Genomic DNA, 19,431 nt, shown 5'->3' on the forward strand with positions numbered 1-19,431 from the left:
CACGTCCGTCCGGACGCGACTACGACGTACCCTCGTTCGTCGCATCACGCAGGGCGCCCTCCGTCGTCGTAGCGCGATCTAGGCCTCTCGGCGGTGCCGTCCCGCGGCCTCACCCTGATCCGCACGCTCCGCCGCCAGCGCGGCCTTGCGCTCCTCCTCGGCCTTCTCCTCGGCCTCCATCTCCGCGAACACGTCGATCGGAGCCGGCGCCTTCGCGAGGAAGACCCAGGTCAGCCAGACGGCGAGCAGGAAGGGCGGGATCTTCAGGGCGACCAGGACCCAGCCGAGCTGCGCGGTGTCGGCCCACCAGTACAGCGGGAAGAGGATCGCGCACTTGGCGAGCAGGATCCCGCCCCAGGCGTAACTGGCCTTGGCGTACGCCTTCTTGCGGCCCGGATTGCGGGTCCGCCAGGAGAGGTTCTCCTTGAAGACCGGGCCGAGGATGAGGCCCATCAGCGGCACACCGGCGAGGGTCGTGATGACGTACGCCAGGCCCAGGCCCAGGGTGTACAGCATGCCCGGCAGATAGAAGTTCTTGGCGTTGCCGGTCATCATCGCGAAGACGACACCGAAGGCGACGCCGAAGACACCGCTGAAGGCGTGCTTGACGGTGTCCCGCATGGCCAGCCGGACCACGACCAGCAGCAGGGACACCGCGAGCGCGGCGATCGCCGAGATGTGCAGGTCCTTGTTGATCGTGAAGATCGTGACGAAGAGCAGGCCTGGCAGGACCGTCTCGACCATGCCCCGGACGCCGCCGAACGCCTCGAACAGAGCGGCCTCGGTCACCGCCCGCGCGTCGTCGGCCTGCGTGTCTTCGGTCGGCTTGTCGAGAGACGTCACCGGCTACTCCCGTCCCACGGGTCGGAGTTCGTATTTCGGATTGAACAGCACCCGGCGGCCCCGGCTCATCGAGATCCGGCCCGACGCGATGAGCTTGCGCCCCGGCTCTATGCCCACGATGGAGCGTCTGCCGAGCCACACCACGTCCAGGGCGGCGGAGCCGTCGAACAGCTCGGCCTCCAGGGCGGGTACGCCCGCGCGCGGGCGCAGGGTGACCGTGCGCAAGGTACCAGTAACGGTCACGACCTGGCGGTCGTGGCAGTCGCCGATCCGGGTGCAGCCGGCGGTCTCGGTGTCCTCGCGCAGCTCCTCGGACTCCAGGTCCTCCTGCGACGAGGAGAGCCGGTCGAGCATGCGCCGGAACCGGCCCACCGGCTTCTCGGAACGAGGAACAGCACTCATATCTGAAGCGTACCGGGGCCCGCTGACACCTTCGTACCCGCCGTACTAACGCTCGAACCGGTACCCCATGCCCGGCTCGGTGACGAAGTGCTTCGGATGCGAGGGGTCCGCCTCCAGCTTCCGTCTGAGCTGGGCCATGTAGACCCGCAGGTAGTTCGTCTCCGTCCCGTACGACGGCCCCCACACCTCCTGGAGCAGCTGTCGCTGGCCGACCAGGCGGCCGGTGTTGCGCACCAGGACCTCCAGGAGGTGCCACTCGGTGGGGGTGAGCCGGACGTCCTTGCCGTCCCGCTGGACCTTCTTGGCGGCCAGGTCGACGGTGAACCCGTCGGTCTCCACGAGGACGTCCTCCTCGCCGCCCCCGGTGGGCTCGGCGCGCCGCACGGCCGCCCTCAGACGGGCCAGCAGCTCGTCCATGCCGAAGGGCTTGGTGACGTAGTCGTCGGCGCCCGCGTCGAGCGCCTCGACCTTCTCGTCGGAGGTGTGCCGCGCGGACAGCACCAGGATCGGTACCCGGGTCCACCCCCGCAGCCCCTTGATCACCTCGACGCCGTCCATGTCGGGCAGGCCCAGGTCGAGCACCACCACGTCGGGGTGGCGGGCGGCGGCGAGCCGCAGGGCGCCGGCGCCGTCGTGCGCCGCGTCGACCTCGTACTTGCGCGCCTTGAGGTTGATCACGAGGGCCCGCACGATCTGCGGCTCGTCGTCGATGACCAACACCCGGGTCATAGGGCCTGCCTTTCGGGTTCCGCGAAGGGTTCGGCGAGCTCCACGCGCGCGTGGGCGGCCTGGAGCGTCAGCACCATGGTGAGGCCTCCGCCGGGTGTGTCCTCGGCGTCGAGGGTGCCCCCCATGGCCTCGGCGAAGCCCCGGGCGACCGCGAGCCCCAGTCCGACACCGGCACCGCGCGGGGCGTCGCCGTAGCGCTGGAAGGGCTCGAAGATGCGCTCCTTGGCCTCGTCGGGCACTCCGGGCCCGCGGTCGACCACCCGGACCTCGACCCGGTCGGCGAGGGCGCTGGCGGCCACCAGGACGGGGCTGCCGGGCGGGCTGTACTTGACGGCGTTCTCGACCAGGTTGGCGACCGACCGCTCCAGGAGCCCCGCGTCGACGGCGACCATGGGCAGGGTCTCCGGCACGTCCAGGTCGACGCTCCCGTCGGGCACCCCGACGAGCGCCATGGGCACCACCTCGTCGAGGTCGATCTCCCGGACGATCGGGGTGACCGTGCCGGTCTGGAGCCGGGACATGTCGAGGAGGTTGCCCACCAGGTGGTCGAGCCGGTCGGCGCCCTCCTCAATCCCCTCCAGCAGCTCTGCCTGGTCCTCCTCCGACCACGCCACGTCGTCGGACCTGAGCGACGAGACGGCCGCCTTGATCCCGGCCAGCGGAGTGCGCAGATCATGCGATACGGCGGCCAGCAGCGCGGTGCGGATGCGGTTGCCCTCGGCCAGCGTGCGGGCCCGGTCGGCCTCCTCCTGGAGCCTGCGCCGGTCCAGGACGACGGCGGCCTGGGCGGCGAAGGCGGCCAGCACCCGGCGGTCCTCGGCGGGGAGCACCCGGCCGGTGAGCGCGAGCGCCATGTGGTCGCCGACGGGCACGTCGACGTCCGCCTCCTCGGGCCGCTCCACGGGCCGTCCGAGGCCCGCCCGGCCCGCGCAGGTCCACGGCTCGACGTCGTTCTCCCGCTCCAGGAGGGCCGCCGACTCCATCCCGAAGGTCTCGCGCACCCGCTCCAGGAGCTCCTCCAGGCCGGTCTCGCCGCGCAGCACGTTCCCGGCGAGGAAGGAGAGGATCTCCGACTCGGCGCGCAGCCGGGCGGCCTGGTGGGTCCTTCTCGCCGCCAGGTCGACGACGGAGGCCACCGAGATGCCGACGCCCACGAAGATCACGATGGCGACGATGTTCCTCGGATCCGCGATGGTCCAGCGGTGCAGGGGCGGTGTGTAGAAGTAGTTCAGCAGCAGCGAGCCGACCGCGGCCGAGGCGAGCGCCGGGAAGAGCCCGCCGAGGAGGGCCGCCGCCACCACGACCGCGAGGAAGAGCAGCATGTCGTTGGCGAGGCCGAGGTGCACGGTGCTGAGCAGCACCGTCAGGACCGCCGGCGCGACCAGGCCGACCAGCCAGCCCCAGATGATCCGGGCCCGCCCGAGCCGGGCGCCCCTCGCGACGGGCAGTCCGCGCCCCTTGCCGGCCTCGCCGTGCGTGATGAGGTGGACGTCGAGGTCGGGCCCGGAGTCGCGGGCCACGGTCGCGCCGACGCCGGGCCCGAAGACGTACTGCCAGCTCTTGCGCCGCGAGACGCCGAGCACGATCTGGGTGGCGTTGGCCCCGCGCGCGAAGGCGAGCAGCGCGGCCGGTATGTCGTCGCCGACCACGTGGTGGAAGGTGCCGCCGAGGTCCTCGACGAGAGTGCGCTGGACGGCGAGTTCCTTGGGCGAGGCGGAGGTCAGCCCGTCGCTGCTGGCTATGTAGACGGCGAGCACCTCGCCGCCGGCGCCTTTCTCCGCGAGCCGCGCGGCCCGCCGGATCAGCGTCCGCCCCTCGGGGCCGCCGGTCAGTCCGACCACGATCCGCTCCCGGGAGCCCCAGATCGTGGAGACCCGGTGGTCGCTGCGGTACTGCTTGAGGTACTCGTCGACCCGGTCGGCCACCCACAGCAGCGCCAGTTCGCGCAGGGCGGTGAGGTTGCCGGGGCGGAAGTAGTTCGACAGGGCCGCGTCGACCTTGTCGGGCTGGTAGATGTTCCCGTGCGCCATACGACGGCGCAGGGCCTGGGGTGACATGTCGACCAGCTCGATCTGGTCGGCGCGGCGGACCGTCTCGTCGGGCACGGTCTCCTGCTGCCGTACGCCTGTGATCGACTCGACGACGTCCCCGAGTGACTCCAGGTGCTGGATGTTGACGGTCGAGACCACGTCGATCCCGGCCGCGAGCAGCTCCTCCACGTCCTGCCAGCGCTTGGCGTTGCGGGAGCCCGGAATGTTGGTGTGGGCCAGTTCGTCCACCAGGGCGACGGCGGGGGCCCGGCGCAGGACGGCGTCCACGTCCATCTCGGTGAAGACCGCGCCCCGGTACTCCAGCTCCCGGCGCGGGATCTCCTCCAGGCCGTGCAGCATCACCTCGGTGCGCGGCCGGCCGTGGTGCTCCACGAACGCCACGACACAGTCGGTGCCCCGCTCCGTCCGGCGGTGCGCCTCGGAGAGCATCGCGTACGTCTTGCCGACGCCCGGTGCCGCACCGAGATAGATCCGAAGCCTGCCGCGTCCCATGGGTCCCATTGTCTTCCCACCACTTCCCACCTGCGCAGCGTCGACCTTACGACCGGTTTTCGCCGGGAAGGGGGCGAGGACCGGCCTGGGGGAAGTCTTTGACGCAACCCTGACGCCAGAACAGACAAGGGAGCCCGAACACCACCCACCCAGGGGCGCGGGGAACTGCGCGACCAGCCACAACGAACCCGCAGACAGACGAGACCTCAGCCCCCCACGATCTCCCCGTCCCCCAACTCCAGCACCCGATCGGCAAGGTCCAGCAACGTCGCATCATGCGTAGCCACCAGCGCGGTCACCCCCTCACTCCGCACAACGGCCCGCAACAGCTCCATCACCGCATGCCCCGTCTCCGCATCCAACTGCCCCGTCGGCTCGTCGGCGACCAGCAGCGCGGGTTCATTGGCCAGCGCCCGCGCGATCGCGACCCGCTGCTGCTGCCCCCCGGAAAGCTCCCCGGGCCGCTGCTTCGCATGATCCGCAAGACCGACAAGGGCCAGCAACAACTCGACCCGCTCCTCACGCGCGCGTGCGTCCATCCGGCGCAGCCGCATCGGCACGCCGACGTTCTCCGCCGCCGTGAGGATCGGGATGAGCCCGAAGGACTGGAAGACGAAGCCGATCCGGTCCCGGCGCAGCGCCAGCAGCCCGTCCTCGTCCAGCCCCGCGATGTCGACCCCGTCGAGCACGACCCGGCCCCGGTCCGGCCGGTCGAGCCCGCCGACGACGTTGAGGAGCGTGGTCTTGCCGGAGCCCGAACGCCCCTTGAGGGCGACGAGCTCCCCGCGCGGCACCTCGAAGGAGACCCCGCGCAGCGCGTGCACCGCGGCGGCCCCCTCACCGAACGACTTGTGCAGGTCCTCGACCCGCACCATGGTCTCGGTGACCACCTCAGTCATGCGCCCTCCCCCGTGAGACCCCGTGAACCGGGCGCCAGTATCACCGTCCGGCGCCCGGCACTTCAACGGTTTCAGCTCGGGTTGTCCCCGTGCGTGAGCGTCTCCCAGGCCACGAAGAGGCTGTTGGTGCCGGCCGGTCGGTTCCGCTCGGTCAGGGTCTGTGTATTAGTCATGCCCATGCCAAGCCGATTGTGCAGGGCGTTGTAGCCGACCTCCGTCACCGGCCCGAGCCCGAGCTTCAGCGACCCTCCGCACAGCCAGCTCGGCACGGCCGTCCCCAGCTCGTACTTCGACTGGAACCCCAGCGCCTGCCGCAGCCGCTCCCCCACGTCCGTGCCGTACAGGTCCTGCCCCTGGATCCGGCTGGTCTCGGCGACGTGCGAGATCGCCGAGATGCCGTACCCCGTGTGTGTGAGGTCCCGGCAGGTCTCCTGGGTGAGCCCGGTGACGAAGGTGGACTGCCCCTGCCAGTAACCGACGATCTTCTCCCGGGTGTCGAGGTTCTGACTCGGCACGGTCTTCGGCAGCTCACCGTCGGATTCGAGGTACACATAGGCGGCGGTACGGGTGCGGAACTTCGCCATGGCCTTGTCGTACGACGACTTGTCCTCCAGGAAGACGGAGATGCCCACGGCGGCCTCCGTCATCGACAGCTCCCAATTCCCGTTGGAGTTCGAACCGTTGATGATCTCCGGCAGGTAGACGTTGCGGAGCATGGTCGCGAAGCGGCCGGAGTTCGCCCAACTCCCGCCGTACGTGTACTTGATGATCTCGGCGGCCTTGGGCCAGGAGGAGCCGGCCCAGCCGGTCTGGAGCGGCGCGTTGCTGTTGGTGTGGTCGGTGAGCACCGCGGACCAGGCGTCCATCAGCTGGATCGCTTTCTTCGCGTAGCGCTCGTCCCGGGTGATGTACCAGGCGAGGGCGTCGGTGTAGGCGGCGATGGCGTCCTGGCGCTCGTCGGTGCAGCCGTGGTCGGGGTTCGAGTAGGAGCCGCACTCGACGACCGCGCGCGGCTTGGGCGTGCGGTTCAGATCGGCGTACTTGCTCGCCAGCATCTGGTCGAAGGCGCCCTTCCAGGGCTGGGCACCGGCGTTGACCTTGCTCCGCGCGAAGTCCAACTGCCCCTGGGAGACGGTGACTCCGGGATGGACGAAGGTGGCGGGGGCGGCTTCGGCGGGATGCGCGAGCAGCCCCAGGGTGAAGGCGGTGACGATCACTAGCGGTACTGGACCACGCACAGCGACTCCGTTCTCGTATATGAACGCAAGGCACCCCTGTGAACATGGGCGTTGGCGGATGACCGTAGGTACAGACCAATACGCCGTCAAGGTCCCGCGCACGAAAAAGGGCCGCACCCCCTGACGGGGTACGGCCCTTGAGTCGCTGTGTGCCCTAGCGGACCTCGGTGATCTCCGGTCCGCGCTGGAGCTGGCCCATTCCGCCGGAGAAGCGGGAGCCCTCCTCCTGCTGTTGGACGCCCTCGGGGACCATCTGCGCGTCGTTCGGCAGCTTGAGGACGATCGGGTCGCGGGGCGCCATCGGGCCCTCGCCGCGGACCACGACCGTGTCCCGGAAGATCTGCTCCAGGAGCCCGGCCGCCTGCGGCTGCACCGCGCCCTGACCCGAGATCACCCCGCGCAGGAACCAGCGCGGACCGTCCACGCCGACGAAGCGCACCACCTGGAAGCCGCCCGTGCCGTCCGGCAGCTGCACCGGCACCTGGGCGCGCAGCTCCCAGCCGAGCGGACCCTCGACCTCGTCGACGATGCCGCCCTGCTGGGTGATGCCGCCGGCGATCTCCTCGCGCACCTCGCCCCAGATGCCCTCGCGCTTGGGGGCGGCGAAGGCCTGCAGCTGGATGGCGCTGTCGCGCAGCACGACGGTGGCCGCGACGATCGCGTCGCCCGCGACCTCGACCCGCAGCTCCATGCCGTCGACACCCGGCACGAACAGACCGCCCAGGTCGACGCGGCCCTCGGCCGGGTCGCGGACCTCGGTGTCGTCCCAGGGCCCGTCGGGCCGCGGCTCCGGCTCGAGCCTCACGCGCTCGCGCCCGCCCTCGTCGTCCGCCTCAGTGTCGACACTGTCGACGACCTGCTCGGCCTCGCCGGCCGCGCCCTCGGCGGCATCCTTCTTCTTGCGACGTCCGAACACGTCACTGTCCTTCCCGGTCGGATACGACCGATGCGTATCGATTCCCACCCGTTGCGCCGCCGACGGCGGCCGTATCGCCTGTATCGCCCCCGTCGCCCACGGCGGCGTGACCGCCGGTGGACCCGAGGCCCCCCTCGGCCCGCGCCGATCCGGGAAGCTCCGCGACCTCCTGGAAGCGGACCCTCTCGACCTGCTGGACGACGAGTTGGGCGATCCGGTCGAAGCGCTCGAACCGCACCGACTCGTGCGGGTCGAGATTCACCACGATCACCTTGATCTCCCCACGGTACCCGGCATCAACCGTCCCCGGGGCATTCACGAGAGCGACACCGCAGCGGGCGGCCAGACCGGATCGTGGGTGCACGAAGGCCGCGTACCCCTCGGGGAGCGCCACAGACACCCCCGTGGGCAGCACGGCCCGCTCGCCCGGCTTCAGTTCACGGCTCTCGGTGGTCCGCAGATCGGCCCCCGCGTCACCGGGGTGCTCGTACGCCGGAAGCGGTACGTCGGGGTCGACGCGCCGGATCAGGACGTTCAGGGACTCACGGCTCACGGGTTCACCTCGAAGGCACGGGTCCGCCGGACCTGGTCCGGGTCGTCCATGGCGGCCCGGATCTCCTCGGGGCGGCCGTTGTCGATGAAGTGGTCGACCTTCACCTCGACGAAGAGGGCGTCCGCGCGGACGGCGACCGGTCCCTCGGGACCGCCGATCCGGCCGGTGGCGGTCGAGTAGATCTTGCGCCCGGCCACCGCCGTCACCTCGCCGGTCAGATGGAGCGTGGTCCCCACCGGCACCGGCCGCACGAAGTCGGTCTCCAGCCGTCCGGTCACCGCGATCGTGCGCAGCAGCCAGTTGAGCGAGCCGAGGGTCTCGTCGAGCGCGCTGACGAGCACCCCGCCGTGCGCGAGCCCCGGAGCGCCCTGGTGGGCGGGCTGCACGGTGAACTCGGCGGTGACGGACACCCCTTCGCCGGCCCGTGCCTCCAGGTGCAGCCCGTGGGGCTGCTCGCCGCCACAGCCGAAACACCGGTCGTAGTGCGCGCCAAGGAGCTCACCGGGCGCGGGGGCGTCGGGGTGACGCACAGGTTTCGCCGCGTCGGCGGGAGGCTGGAGAGACGGGGTCGTACCACTCACAGCCGCAGACCTTACCCGCGCGTCGGCGATATCAGAGCACCGTGCCAAGCTTGACCTCATGCAGCCCACCGCCACGCCGTACGACGAACGCCTCACCGCCCCCAAGTCCTGGTGGCTGATCTCTTTCCTGGTCGGTGTCTCGTTCGCGTTGATCCTGCTCCCCTTCGGGACCCTGCCGCTGCTCGGCGGCCTGGTCGGGGGCACCGCCGTGGCCGCGGTCGCGGCCAGTTCCTACGGTTCGCAGCGCATCCGCGTGGTGGGCGACTCCCTGATCGCGGGCGAGGCGAAGATCCCGGTGTCCGCGCTGGGCGAGGCCGAGGTCCTGGACGCGGAGGAGGCCCGGGCCTGGCGGACGTACAAGGCCGATGTGCGCGCCTTCCTGCTGCTGCGCGCCTACATCCCCACCGCGCTGCGGGTGGAGGTCACCGACCCCGAGGACCCGACGCCGTACCTGTACCTCTCGACGCGCGAGCCGGAGCGGCTGGCCGAGGCGCTGCGGACGGCCCGGACGGCCGCCGCCCAGAACCCGTCCGAAGCCGTCTAGAACATGCGAACAGGGCTTCACCCGGCCGGTGAAGCCCGAAGTCTCAACGAAGTCTTACCCGTCGAGTTCCAGCGGGTCGGCCGGAGCCTCCAGGGCGGGCAGCTCGGGCAACGCGTCCCACGGCACCTGGATCCCCCGCAGGTCCTTGCGGATGCGGTCGGCGAGCTTCCTGGTGTCCCGGCGGTTCATGACCGCTCCGACGGCCGCGCCGACCAGGAAGGGCATGAGGTTCGGCAGGTCGCGCACCATGCGCTTCATGATCTGCTGCCGCAGCTGCTGCTTCATCTGGCTGTTGAGCGCGCCGCTCACGCTCGACGGCTTCCTCACGTCGATCCCGCGCTCTCCGGACCAGGAGTTCAGATACGCGGTGGAGCGCTCCTTGAGGTTGCCGGGCGGCCGCAGGCCGTAGACCTCGTGGAGTTCGGCGATCAGCTTGAGCTCGATCGCGGCCACGCCGGTGATCTCCGCGGCCAGTTCGGTCGGCATCGCGGGCGGGACGGGCAGCATCGCCGCCGCGCCGATCCCGGCCCCGACCGTCGCCGTGGCGGCGGACGCGCCTGTGACGAGCTTGTCCGCGAGTTCCTCGGGACCGAGGCCCGGGAACTGTCGACGGAGGGTCGCGAGGTCCCGTACGGGCACCCGCGGGGCGTTCTCGATGATCCGGTCGGTGAGGTACGACAGACCCGCCCGGGCCCGGCTGCCGCCCTTGCGGACGCCTTCCCGGGCCTTGTCCCGGATCGCCGCCGCCCGCCGCCTGGTGACGGGCGTGGGCGCCCCGGCGGACCCGGCAGGCGCCGGGGGGTCGGCCCGGAACGCCGGTTCGAGCGAGGCGCCCTGGTCGGAGGGGCCCCGCTCGTCTTCACGTGCGCCGTCGCGGCGCTTCCAAGGTGGGGTCGAGCCAGTCATGCCCGACCCTCCCTCAGTCGCAGTCGCGGCAGATCGGCTGGCCGTTCTTCTCGCGGGCCAGCTGGCTGCGGTGGTGCACCAGGAAGCAGCTCATGCAGGTGAACTCGTCCTGCTGCTTGGGCAGGACCCGGACGGCCAGCTCCTCGTTGGAGAGGTCGGCGCCGGGGAGTTCCAGGCCTTCGGCGGCCTCGAACTCGTCGACGTCCACCGCCGAGGTGGACTTGTCGTTCCGCCGGGCCTTCAGCTCTTCAAGGCTGTCCGAGTCGACGTCGTCGTCGGTCTTCCGTGGTGTGTCGTAATCGGTTGCCATGTCGCTCTCCCCCTCTGGGTGTCTGCGGTGTCTCCAGCGCACGTAACGCGTGAGAGGCCGGACTTGTGCCCGACCTGAGGCGGAGATTTTGCCTCACATCAAGGTCTGTTACTCAATCGACACCCAACCGGACTCCTCATGAGTGATCGGGCCGGGTGGCGATCGGGACCGTACACGGTCCGAATCCCGCACTCCAAAGGCGTCTCACCGTGTACTTCCCGTGATCAAGACCCCCGAAAACCAGGATTTTCCCGGCTTTCCGACAGGGTGCATGATCACGGAGAGTGGAGGGAGCGAAAATCGCCCTTGTGATCGATCACACACGGGGTGCCCCCTTGAGCGGTCCGAAAATTCCGCGCAAAGCGAACATCCTCGTGTGTCGGTCGGCGTGCGGAGGTCATGATCTCAGACGGGCAGGGCGACTCGCATCACCAGTCCACCCCCTTCGCGCGGCTGTGCCGTGATGTGCCCGCCGTGCGCCCGCGCCACCGACCGCACGATGGACAGGCCCAGTCCGACGCCCTTGTCGCTGCCCGTGCGGTCCGCGCCGCGCAGCCGCTTGAAGGGCTCGAAGAGGTTGTCCACCTCGTACGCCGGTACCACCGGGCCGGTATTGGAAACCACGAGCACCGCCTGGCCGTGCTGGACGTCCGTGGTGACCTCGACCCAGCCGTCCTCCGGGACGTTGTACCGCACGGCGTTCTGTACGAGGTTCAGGGCGATGCGCTCCAGCAGGACGCCGTTGCCCTGGACGACCGCCGGCTTCTGCTCGCCGCGGATCACCACGCCCTTGGCCTCGGCCTCGGCGTGCACCTGGTCGACGGCCTGCTCGGCGACCTCGGCGAGATCCACCGGCTTGCGCTCGACGATCTGGTTGTCGCTGCGGGCGAGCAGCAGCAGACCCTCCACGAGCTGCTCACTGCGCTCGTTGGTGGCCAGCAGCGTCTTGCCGAGCTGCTGGAGCTCCACCGGCGCGCCCGGGTCGGAGAGGTGGACCTCCAGGAGCGTGCGGTTGATCGCCAGCGGGGTGCGCAGTTCGTGCGAGGCGTTGCCGACGAAGCGCTGCTGGGCGGTGAAGGCCCGCTCCAGCCGCTCCAGCATGTCGTCGAAGGTGTCGGCCAGTTCCTTGATCTCGTCGTCCGGGCCGTCCAGTTCGATACGGCGGGACAGGTCCGAGCCCGCCACCGCGCGTGCGGTGCGCAGGATCCGGCCCAGCGGCGACAGGACCCGGCCGGCCATCGCGTACCCGAAGGCGAAGGCGATGATCGCGAGGCCGAGCAGGGCCAGCAGGGAGCGGCTGAGGAGGTTGTCCAGGGCGTGCTGGCGCTGGACGTTGACGCAGTCGGCCATCGCCTTGTTCATGACGTCGGCCGAGGCGTTCTGGGGCAGGTCGCACATCGTGCTGCTGAGGCTGCCCTGGGTGATCTTGAAGGGCAGGTCGCTGCCCACGTTGAGCGCCTGGGCGGCCAGCAGGTAGATGATCGACAGCAGCAGGATGCCGGCGATCAGGAACATGCCGCCGTACAGCAGGGTGAGCCTTATGCGGATGGTCGGACGCAGCCAGGGCAGCTGCGGTGCCGGCCTCCTGGGGTCCCAGGTGGGCTTCGGGGGTGCCTGGGGAGGAGCGGGAGTCGAGGCCACGGGTTATCAGATCCGGTAGCCCGAGCCGGGGACGGTGACGATCACCGGGGGTTCGCCCAGCTTTCGGCGCAGGGTCATGACGGTCACCCGCACGACGTTGGTGAAGGGGTCGGTGTTCTCGTCCCAGGCCTTCTCCAGGAGCTGTTCCGCGGAGACCACGGCGCCCTCGGAGCGCATCAGCACCTCCAGGACGGCGAACTCCTTGGGGGCGAGCTGGACCTCCTTGCCGTCACGGAAGACCTCGCGGCGGTTGGGGTCGAGCTTGATCCCGGCGCGCTCCAGCACGGGCGGCAGGGGCACGCTGGTGCGCCGGCCCAGGGCACGCACGCGTGCCGTCAGCTCGCTGAAGGCGAAGGGCTTGGGGAGGTAGTCGTCGGCGCCGATCTCCAGGCCCTCGACGCGGTCGCTGACGTCGCCGGAGGCCGTGAGCATCAGCACGCGGGTGGGCATGCCGAGTTCGACGATCTTGCGGCAGACGTCGTCGCCGTGGACGAGGGGGAGGTCTCGGTCGAGGACGACCACGTCGTAGTCGTTGACGCCGATGCGTTCCAGGGCGGCCGCACCGTCGTACACGACGTCGACGGCCATGGCCTCCCGGCGCAGTCCGGTGGCCACCGCATCGGCGAGCAGCTGCTCGTCCTCGACGACGAGTACGCGCACGTCGCTTGTCCTTCCTGTGTCCGCCCGTGTCCACTCGCGTAGCGCTTTCGGGCACACGGGCAGGGGCGTGGTCGGGTGTGTTGGCCTCCATCCTGCCCTTTTCGGCCATAAGTCGGCTGTAAGACGGGTGAGCGGCGGCTGAAAGACGGGTGTGAGACCGGGAATGCGGGATTTTCTCGCGCGGTTGAGGTTTCCGTCGGAGAGAGCGGGGGGAGGACGGCTTTACACCCCGCGATCACGCTCTGCATGTGCCGTACCACCATCCGGCACTGGCGTTCCGCTTCCGCAGAGTGGACGTGGAGGTCTGGCACCGTCGCCGCCCGGCAGGGCAGCGCGCCGGGCATCCGCAGGAGCCGTGATCGCCCCTCCGAACGGCACACCCCCGTGCCATCGACCCACGACCAGGACGAGGGGGCGCAGCATGGACGCATTCACCGCAGGACTTCTGCAGCGCATAAGGGCGACCGAGACCGATCTGACGCGGGCTCGCGACGAGGGCGACGACTTCCTCGTCGAGGTGGAGCAGGGCGAACTCGACGACCTGCGCCGCCTCGCCGCCGAACACGGTGTGGAGGTCAGCGCCTAGCGTCTGATCGGCTACGCGGCACGACACGGCTTCGCGAACACGACGGCGGGCCCCCGGCGAATCCAGCGCCGGGGGCCCGCCGCGTTGTCGTCCCCGCGCGTTCACGCGGAGTTCTTACGGTGGCCGCCTGCCGGTCGCGCTTCCCACGGCGGCCGCCCGTCAGACGCGTTTCCTACGGTGGCCGCTCTCAGGCGCGCTTTTACGGCGGCCCCAGCAGGCCGCGCTCTTATGGCATCCGCCCCTCAGTCGTGCCAGGCGCCGAGGTCCTCCAGGAGCCGCTGGAGGGGCTCGAAGACGCCCGGGGTGCCGACGACCGTCAGATCGCGGTTCGGGCGCTCTCCGGGGCGGCCACCGGTCAGGGCGCCCGCCTCCCGGGCGATCAGGTCGCCCGCGCCGAAGTCCCAGGCGTTCAGCCCGCGCTCGTAGTAGCCGTCCAGGCGGCCGGCGGCCAGGTCGCACAGGTCGACCGCAGCCGACCCGCCGCGCCGGATGTCACGGAGCTGCGGGATCAGCTTCTGGGCCACCTCGGCCTGGTGGGTGCGGACCTCCAGGACGTAGTTGAACCCCGTCGAGACCAGCGCCTGGTCCAGGGGCGGCGCCGGGCGGCAGGACAGCCTGCGCTCGCCCTCCCAGGCACCCTCGCCTCGTACCGCGTGGAAGGTCTCACCCCGCAGGGGGATCGCCACGACACCCACGACGGTCTCGCCGTCCTGCTCCGCCGCGATGGAGACCGACCAAGTGGGCAGTCCGTAGAGGTAGTTGACCGTGCCGTCGAGCGGGTCGATCACCCAGCGGACCCCACTGGTGCCCTCGCTGGAGGCGCCCTCCTCACCCAGGAAGCCGTCGTCGGGGCGGTGCTCGGAGATCAGGTCGGTGATCAGCTTCTCCGCCGCGATGTCCATCTCGGTCACCACGTCGATCGGGCTGGACTTGGTCCTGGCCACCGCGAGATCGGCCGGACGGCCGTCGCGCAGCAGGGCGCCGGCGCGAAGGGCCGCCTCCCGGGCCAGTTCGAGCAGTTCCGCGTGCAGGGGGTCGGTCACGGCGCTCCTCACGCGTAGGGGCTGTCGACGCCCGCGGCGGCGGGCTTGGCGGCGCGGGCCGGGCAGCAGCCGACCGGGCAGACGTTGTGGTCGGCCCCGAGGGCGCCCAGCGCGCAGGGCGTGACCTCCTGCCCGCGCTCCACCGCGGCGCGCTCCAGGACCAGGTCGCGGACGGCGGCCGCGAAGCGCGGGTCGTCGCCGACGGTCGCCGAGCGGCGCATCGGCAGACCCAACTCCTCGGCCTTCGCCTTCGCCTCGGTGTCGAGGTCGTAGAGGACCTCCATGTGGTCGGAGACGAAACCGATGGGCGCGATCACCACGGCCGGGGCGCCGGACCCGTGCCGCTCCTCCAGGTGGTCACAGATGTCGGGCTCCAGCCACGGGATGTGCGGGGCGCCGGAGCGGGACTGGTAGACGAGCCGCCAGGGGTGCTCGACGCCGGTGCGCTCGCGGACGGCGTCGGCGATCAGCCGGGCGGTGTCGAGGTGCTGGGCGACGTACGCGCCGCCCTCGCCGTGGCCCTCCACCGGGCCCGAGGTGTCCGCGGAGGCGGTCGGGATGGAGTGCGTCGAGAAGGCGATGTGGGCGCCGTCGCGGACGTCCTCGGGGAGGTCGGCGAGGGACTCGATCACCCCGTCGATCATCGGCTCCAGGAAGCCCTCGTGGTTGAAGTAGTGCCGCAGCTTGTCGACCCGGGGCAGCTCCACGCCCTCGGCCGCGAGGGCCGCCAGTGAGTCGGCGAGGTTCTCGCGGTACTGGCGGCAGCCCGAGTAGGAGGCGTAGGCGCTGGTGGCGAGCACCAGGATGCGGCGGTGGCCGTCGGTGACCATCTCGCGCAGGGTGTCCGTGAGGTAGGGCGCCCAGTTACGGTTGCCCCAGTAGATCGGCAGGCCCAGGCCGTGGTCCGCGAAGTCCTTGCGCAGGGCGTCCAGCAGGGCGCGGTTCTGGTCGTTGATGGGGCTGACCCCGCCGAAGAGGAAGTAGTGCTCGCCCACTTCCTTGAGGCGTTCCTTGGGGATTCCGCGCCCGCGCGTGACGTTCTCCAGGAAGGGGATCACGTCGTCCGGGCCCTCGGGGCCGCCGAAGGAGAGCAGGAGCAGGGCGTCGTAGGGGGTGGCGTCGAGCGCGTCTGGCATGGGTCGATCCTGTCATCCGGTACTGACAGCCGGGAAACGGCGGGGTGGCCGGCCTGGTTCCCGGGCCGTTCGAACGGGTGCATGAACGGGTGCGTTAGGGTCACCTCACTCGTAAGCTGTATGGGCTGCGTTCACGCCTTACGCGCATCCTGAGCCGCCCTTTCCCGACCGGAGCCCTCCGTGCCCAGCCCCTACCGCGCTCTGTTCGCCGCCCCCGGCACCAGGAGCTTCTCCGCCGCCGGGTTCCTCGGCCGGATGCCGCTGTCGATGATGGGCATCGGCGTGGTCACGATGATCTCCCAGCTCACCGGGCGGTACGGGCTGGCGGGCACCCTGTCGGCGACGCTCGCGCTGGCCGCCGCCGTCATCGGGCCGCAGATCTCGCGCATGGTGGACCAGTACGGCCAGCGGCGGGTGCTGCGCCCGGCCACGCTCGTCGCGCTCACGGCGTCCGCCGGACTGCTGTGCGCCGCGCACTACGGCTGGCCGGACTGGGTGCTGTTCGTGTGCGCCGTCGGCATCGGTGCCGTGCCGAGCCTCGGGGCGATGATCCGCGCGCGGTGGGCCGCCCTGTACCGCGACACCCCTCAGCTGCACACCGCGTACTCCTTCGAGTCCGTGGTCGACGAGGTGTGCTTCATCTTCGGCCCGATCATCTCCATCGGCCTGTCCACCGCGTGGTTCCCCGAGGCCGGTCCCCTGCTGGCCGCCGGCTTCCTGGCGGTCGGCGTCTTCTGGCTCACCGCGCAGCGGGACACCGAGCCGGTCCCGCATCCGCGCGAGCGACGCGGCGGTACGGCGATGCGGGCGCCCGGTCTCCAGGTGCTGGTGACCACCTTCGTGGCGACCGGCGCGATCTTCGGGGCCGTGGACGTGGTCACCGTGGCCTTCGCCGACGAGCAGGGGCACAAGGCCGCCGCGAGCGTGGTGCTCGCCCTGTACGCGGCGGGCTCCTGCGTCGCGGGCCTCGTCTTCGGCCTTTTGCGCTTCGCGGGACGGCCCGAACCACGCTGGCTGCTGGGCATATGCGCCATGGCCGTGAGTATGATCCCCCTCCTACTGGTCGGAAACTTGCCGTTTCTGGCCGTGGCGCTGTTCGTTGCGGGCCTGTCCATCGCTCCCACGATGATCACGACGATGTCCCTGATCGAACAGCACGTACCACGCGCGCAACTGACCGAGGGCATGACCTGGATCAGCACCGGGCTCGCGGTGGGGGTCGCGCTCGGCTCCTCGGTGGCCGGCTGGGTGATCGACGCGGCCGGTGCGCGGGCGGGGTACGGGGTTCCGGCGGTGTCCGGGGCCGTCGCGGTCGCGGTCGGTTTCCTGGGGTACCGCCGGCTCAGCAGGCCGGCTCCGGGTCGGGGAGGCACCGTTGAGCACCACAGCGAGCGCGAAGAACGGCACGTGGCGTAACTGGGGCGGAAACGTCTCCGCCCGTCCCGCGCGGGAGGTCACGCCCGCCTCGGTCGACGAACTGGCGGACGCCGTACGCAAGGCGGCCGAGGACGGGCTCAAGGTGAAGGCCGTCGGCACCGGGCACTCCTTCACGGCCATCGCGGCCACCGACGGTGTGTTGATCCGCCCTCAACTGTTGACGGGAATCCGCAACATTGACCGGGACGCCATGACCGTCACGGTCGAGGCGGGCACCCCGCTCAAGAGGCTCAACATGGCGCTCGCGCGGGAGGGCCTGTCGCTCGCCAACATGGGCGACATCATGGAGCAGACGGTCTCCGGGGCCACCAGCACCGGCACCCACGGCACGGGGCGCGAGTCGGGCTCGATCGCCGCGCAGATCAGGGGACTTGAACTGGTGACCGCCGAAGGGTCCGTGCTCAGCTGCTCGGAGAAGGAGAACCCCGAGGTCTTCGCGGCCGCCCGGATCGGCCTGGGCGCGCTCGGCATCGTCACCGCGATCACCTTCGCCGTGGAGCCGGTCTTCCTGCTCACCGCGCGCGAGGAGCCGATGCCGTTCGAGAAGGTGCTCGCCGAGTTCGACGAACTGTGGGCCGAGAACGAGCACTTCGAGTTCTACTGGTTCCCGCACACCGGCTCCACCAACACCAAGCGCAACAACCGCAGCGCGGGCCCCGAGAAGCCGGTGCCGCAGCTGAAGGGCTGGATCGAGGACGAGTTCCTCTCCAACGGCGTCTTCCAGGTGGCCCAGTGGGTGGGCCGCGCGGTGCCGGGCACCATCCCCTCGATCGCGCAGATCTCCAGCAAGGCGCTCTCCGCGCGGACCTACACCGACATCCCGTACAAGGTCTTCACATCGCCGCGCCGGGTGCGGTTCGTGGAGATGGAGTACGCCGTCCCGCGCGAGGCCCTGGTCGAGACGCTGCGCGAACTCAAGGCGATGGTCGACCGGTCCGGGCTGAAGGTCAGCTTCCCGGTCGAGGTGCGTACGGCCCCCTCGGACGACATCACGCTGTCCACCGCCTCGGGGCGCGACAGCGCGTACATCGCGGTCCACATGGTCAAGGGGACGCCGTACCAGGCGTACTTCACGGCCGCCGAGCGGATCTTCACCGCGCACGAGGGGCGCCCGCACTGGGGCAAGGTGCACACGCGCGACGCCGAGTACTTCGCCGGGGTCTACCCGCGCTTCGGGGAGTTCACCGCGCTGCGGGACCGCCTCGACCCCCAACGGCTGTTCCAGAACGACTACTTGCGGAGAGTGCTCGGGACATAGCTCCGTTTATGGATATTCCGTGCACCGGCATCACTTCTTGAACGAAGTTGAGTGGCGCGGCAATCCACGCACGTGGCCCGAATGGAGTACTGTTGCGAGCCCTGGGTCAGGTCTCCCGCCAGGGCGTCCGCGACCTTCAAGGACCGCCGGGAGGGGGCTAGTTGCACAGGGTGACGGAGTTGGTCACTTAGCGTTGCGAATAGGTAACCGTGCCATAACGGCGATCCAGGGCCCGTGCCCGACACGCCGGGCAACTCGGCAAGGTTGTGGCAGGCTGCACCCGGGCAGGCCACACTCGACTAGCGGAAGCAGCGACGCACGTGACGTCGGCAGGCACCACCCGGGAGGTCCCCATGCCCGAACTGCGTGTCGTGGCCGTCTCGAATGACGGCACACGGCTGGTGCTCAAGGCTGCCGACTCAACGGAGTACACCCTTCCGATCGACGAGCGGCTGCGCGCCGCCGTACGCGGCGACCGTCCCCGCCTCGGGCAGATCGAGATCGAGGTCGAAAGCCATCTCCGTCCCCGCGACATCCAGGCGCGTATACGCGCCGGTGCCACCGCGGAGGAAGTCGCCCAGCTCGCAGGCATCCCCGTCGACCGTGTACGGCGCTTCGAGGGCCCTGTCCTCGCCGAGCGCGCGTTCATGGCCGAGCGGGCCCGTAAGACACCCGTGCGCAGGCCCGGCGAGAACGCCGGACCGCAGCTCGGCGAGGCCGTCCAGGAACGGCTGTTGCTGCGCGGCGCCGAGAAGGACACCGTCCAGTGGGACTCCTGGCGCCGTGACGACGGCACCTGGGAGGTCATGCTGGCCTACTTGGTCGCGGGCGAACCGCACTCGGCGAGCTGGACCTACGACCCGCCCCGGCGGCTCGTCCAGGCCGTCGACGACGAGGCGCGCTCGCTGATCGGCGAGTCCGACGACCTCGCCGCGCCGGAGCCCAGCTTTCCGTTCGTGCCGCGTATCGCCCGGCTGCCGAGGGACCGTCCGCTGGACCGCGCCCTCGACCGGCCGAGCCTGCCCGCGCCCGAGCCGGTCGAGGAGGGCGTGGGCGAGCGCGACTCGCTGACCAGCCTCCTGGAGGCCGTGCCGAGCTTCCGGGGCGACATGGTCGGACCGCGTCGGGTCGGCCGTCACGCTGAGTGAAGTGGCTGGTGACCCCCGGAATCGGGTTGCATGGGGCCATGGACAATCTGGAGCTGCG

Annotated in this window: 19 protein-coding genes and 1 pseudogene; 5 read left to right on the forward strand and 15 right to left on the reverse strand. The window is 70.5% G+C overall.

Features of this window, described 5'->3' with window-relative positions; genetic code table 11:
• Nucleotides 1-78: 78 nt before the first annotated feature.
• From ABZ896_RS45480 to ABZ896_RS45520, 9 genes are all read right to left on the reverse strand, one after another.
• Nucleotides 79-843, reverse strand: coding sequence for a DUF3159 domain-containing protein (locus ABZ896_RS45480; RefSeq protein WP_360942759.1), 765 nt, complete (start codon nucleotides 841-843; stop codon nucleotides 79-81).
• A gap of 3 nt (nucleotides 844-846) precedes the next feature.
• Nucleotides 847-1,245 carry an OB-fold nucleic acid binding domain-containing protein gene (locus ABZ896_RS45485; RefSeq protein WP_360942762.1) on the reverse strand — a complete coding sequence of 133 codons (399 nt, stop codon included), beginning with the start codon at nucleotides 1,243-1,245 and terminating at the stop codon, nucleotides 847-849.
• Nucleotides 1,246-1,290: 45 nt separating this feature from the next.
• Entirely contained in the window at nucleotides 1,291-1,974 is a 684-nt protein-coding gene (locus tag ABZ896_RS45490) for a response regulator (RefSeq protein WP_360942765.1), read from the reverse strand.
• Nucleotides 1,971-4,517, reverse strand: a complete 2,547-nt coding sequence (locus ABZ896_RS45495) for a sensor histidine kinase KdpD (protein WP_360942768.1) — start codon at nucleotides 4,515-4,517, stop codon at nucleotides 1,971-1,973. Before ABZ896_RS45495 ends, ABZ896_RS45490 begins: the two co-directional genes overlap by 4 nt.
• Before the next feature lie 206 nt (nucleotides 4,518-4,723).
• Complete coding sequence (locus ABZ896_RS45500; RefSeq protein ID WP_360942771.1) at nucleotides 4,724-5,416, reverse strand: ABC transporter ATP-binding protein; 693 nt, start codon at nucleotides 5,414-5,416, stop codon at nucleotides 4,724-4,726.
• A 71-nt stretch (nucleotides 5,417-5,487) separates the two neighbouring features.
• Nucleotides 5,488-6,633, reverse strand: coding sequence for an alginate lyase family protein (locus tag ABZ896_RS45505; protein WP_360942805.1), 1,146 nt, complete (start codon nucleotides 6,631-6,633; stop codon nucleotides 5,488-5,490).
• A gap of 175 nt (nucleotides 6,634-6,808) precedes the next feature.
• Complete coding sequence (locus ABZ896_RS45510) at nucleotides 6,809-7,570, reverse strand: DUF3710 domain-containing protein (RefSeq protein ID WP_360942774.1); 762 nt, start codon at nucleotides 7,568-7,570, stop codon at nucleotides 6,809-6,811.
• 1 nt (nucleotide 7,571) lies between these two features.
• Nucleotides 7,572-8,123: a dUTP diphosphatase gene (gene dut, locus ABZ896_RS45515; protein ID WP_360942777.1), complete on the reverse strand. Its 552-nt coding sequence runs from the start codon at nucleotides 8,121-8,123 to the stop codon at nucleotides 7,572-7,574.
• The gene (locus ABZ896_RS45520) at nucleotides 8,120-8,704 is read right to left on the reverse strand and encodes a PaaI family thioesterase (RefSeq protein ID WP_360942780.1); all 585 of its coding nucleotides are present in this window, start codon (nucleotides 8,702-8,704) and stop codon (nucleotides 8,120-8,122) included. Before ABZ896_RS45520 ends, dut begins: the two co-directional genes overlap by 4 nt.
• Nucleotides 8,705-8,762: 58 nt before the next feature.
• Between ABZ896_RS45520 and ABZ896_RS45525 the strand changes: the two genes are divergently transcribed.
• Nucleotides 8,763-9,248 carry a DUF3093 domain-containing protein gene (locus ABZ896_RS45525; protein ID WP_360942783.1) on the forward strand — a complete coding sequence of 162 codons (486 nt, stop codon included), beginning with the start codon at nucleotides 8,763-8,765 and terminating at the stop codon, nucleotides 9,246-9,248.
• A 54-nt stretch (nucleotides 9,249-9,302) separates the two neighbouring features.
• On the opposite strand, the gene ABZ896_RS45530 is transcribed toward ABZ896_RS45525, so the two are convergent.
• The 4 genes from ABZ896_RS45530 to ABZ896_RS45545 all read right to left on the reverse strand — a co-directional run bounded on the left by ABZ896_RS45530 (nucleotide 9,303) and on the right by ABZ896_RS45545 (nucleotide 12,765).
• Nucleotides 9,303-10,154 (reverse strand): hypothetical protein, encoded by an 852-nt coding sequence (locus ABZ896_RS45530; RefSeq protein WP_360942786.1) that lies wholly within the window; start codon nucleotides 10,152-10,154, stop codon nucleotides 9,303-9,305.
• 13 nt (nucleotides 10,155-10,167) lie between these two features.
• Nucleotides 10,168-10,464 carry a DUF4193 domain-containing protein gene (locus tag ABZ896_RS45535; RefSeq protein ID WP_005481602.1) on the reverse strand — a complete coding sequence of 99 codons (297 nt, stop codon included), beginning with the start codon at nucleotides 10,462-10,464 and terminating at the stop codon, nucleotides 10,168-10,170.
• 405 nt (nucleotides 10,465-10,869) lie between these two features.
• A complete protein-coding gene (locus ABZ896_RS45540) occupies nucleotides 10,870-12,105 on the reverse strand; it encodes a HAMP domain-containing sensor histidine kinase (protein WP_360942789.1) in 1,236 nt (411 codons plus the stop codon).
• A 6-nt stretch (nucleotides 12,106-12,111) separates the two neighbouring features.
• On the reverse strand, nucleotides 12,112-12,765 hold the full coding sequence (locus tag ABZ896_RS45545; RefSeq protein WP_007385219.1) for a response regulator transcription factor: 654 nt from the start codon (nucleotides 12,763-12,765) through the stop codon (nucleotides 12,112-12,114).
• 421 nt (nucleotides 12,766-13,186) lie between these two features.
• Between ABZ896_RS45545 and ABZ896_RS45550 the strand changes: the two genes are divergently transcribed.
• Entirely contained in the window at nucleotides 13,187-13,351 is a 165-nt protein-coding gene (locus tag ABZ896_RS45550) for a hypothetical protein (RefSeq protein WP_164784887.1), read from the forward strand.
• 242 nt (nucleotides 13,352-13,593) lie between these two features.
• Here the strand turns inward: ABZ896_RS45550 and ABZ896_RS45555 are convergent, their stop codons facing one another.
• Both ABZ896_RS45555 and ABZ896_RS45560 read right to left on the reverse strand, forming a co-directional pair.
• Nucleotides 13,594-14,394, reverse strand: coding sequence for an inositol monophosphatase family protein (locus ABZ896_RS45555; protein ID WP_360942793.1), 801 nt, complete (start codon nucleotides 14,392-14,394; stop codon nucleotides 13,594-13,596).
• An 8-nt stretch (nucleotides 14,395-14,402) separates the two neighbouring features.
• Nucleotides 14,403-15,530: a ferrochelatase gene (locus tag ABZ896_RS45560; RefSeq protein ID WP_360942796.1), complete on the reverse strand. Its 1,128-nt coding sequence runs from the start codon at nucleotides 15,528-15,530 to the stop codon at nucleotides 14,403-14,405.
• Between the two features lie 180 nt (nucleotides 15,531-15,710).
• On the opposite strand from ABZ896_RS45560, the gene ABZ896_RS45565 reads away from it, so the two are divergent.
• The 3 genes and pseudogenes from ABZ896_RS45565 to sepH all read left to right on the forward strand — a co-directional run.
• A complete protein-coding gene (locus tag ABZ896_RS45565) occupies nucleotides 15,711-16,946 on the forward strand; it encodes an MFS transporter (RefSeq protein WP_360942799.1) in 1,236 nt (411 codons plus the stop codon).
• Nucleotides 16,906-18,225, forward strand: a complete 1,320-nt coding sequence (locus ABZ896_RS45570) for a D-arabinono-1,4-lactone oxidase (RefSeq protein WP_360942802.1) — start codon at nucleotides 16,906-16,908, stop codon at nucleotides 18,223-18,225. The genes ABZ896_RS45565 and ABZ896_RS45570 overlap by 41 nt, the downstream gene beginning before the upstream one ends.
• Nucleotides 18,226-18,578: 353 nt before the next feature.
• Nucleotides 18,579-19,352 (forward strand): annotated as a pseudogene (gene sepH / locus ABZ896_RS45575) (septation protein SepH); the annotation flags it as partial.
• Nucleotides 19,353-19,431: the final 79 nt, after the last annotated feature.

The organism is Streptomyces sp. NPDC047072, from assembly GCF_040643855.1.
Taxonomy (GTDB): domain Bacteria; phylum Actinomycetota; class Actinomycetes; order Streptomycetales; family Streptomycetaceae; genus Streptomyces.

What these genes read in the sequence shown, in the direction of transcription:
- ABZ896_RS45485 (WP_360942762.1), bottom strand. Translation starts at nt 1,245, where the DNA reads ATGAGTGCTGTTCCTCGTTCCGAGAAGCCGGTGGGCCGGTTCCGGCGC.
- ABZ896_RS45490 (WP_360942765.1), bottom strand. Translation starts at nt 1,974, where the DNA reads ATGACCCGGGTGTTGGTCATCGACGACGAGCCGCAGATCGTGCGGGCC.
- ABZ896_RS45495 (WP_360942768.1), bottom strand. Translation starts at nt 4,517, where the DNA reads ATGGGACGCGGCAGGCTTCGGATCTATCTCGGTGCGGCACCGGGCGTC.
- ABZ896_RS45500 (WP_360942771.1), bottom strand. Translation starts at nt 5,416, where the DNA reads ATGACTGAGGTGGTCACCGAGACCATGGTGCGGGTCGAGGACCTGCAC.
- ABZ896_RS45525 (WP_360942783.1), top strand. Translation starts at nt 8,763, where the DNA reads ATGCAGCCCACCGCCACGCCGTACGACGAACGCCTCACCGCCCCCAAG.
- ABZ896_RS45530 (WP_360942786.1), bottom strand. Translation starts at nt 10,154, where the DNA reads ATGACTGGCTCGACCCCACCTTGGAAGCGCCGCGACGGCGCACGTGAA.
- ABZ896_RS45535 (WP_005481602.1), bottom strand. Translation starts at nt 10,464, where the DNA reads ATGGCAACCGATTACGACACACCACGGAAGACCGACGACGACGTCGAC.
- ABZ896_RS45550 (WP_164784887.1), top strand. Translation starts at nt 13,187, where the DNA reads ATGGACGCATTCACCGCAGGACTTCTGCAGCGCATAAGGGCGACCGAG.
- ABZ896_RS45560 (WP_360942796.1), bottom strand. Translation starts at nt 15,530, where the DNA reads ATGCCAGACGCGCTCGACGCCACCCCCTACGACGCCCTGCTCCTGCTC.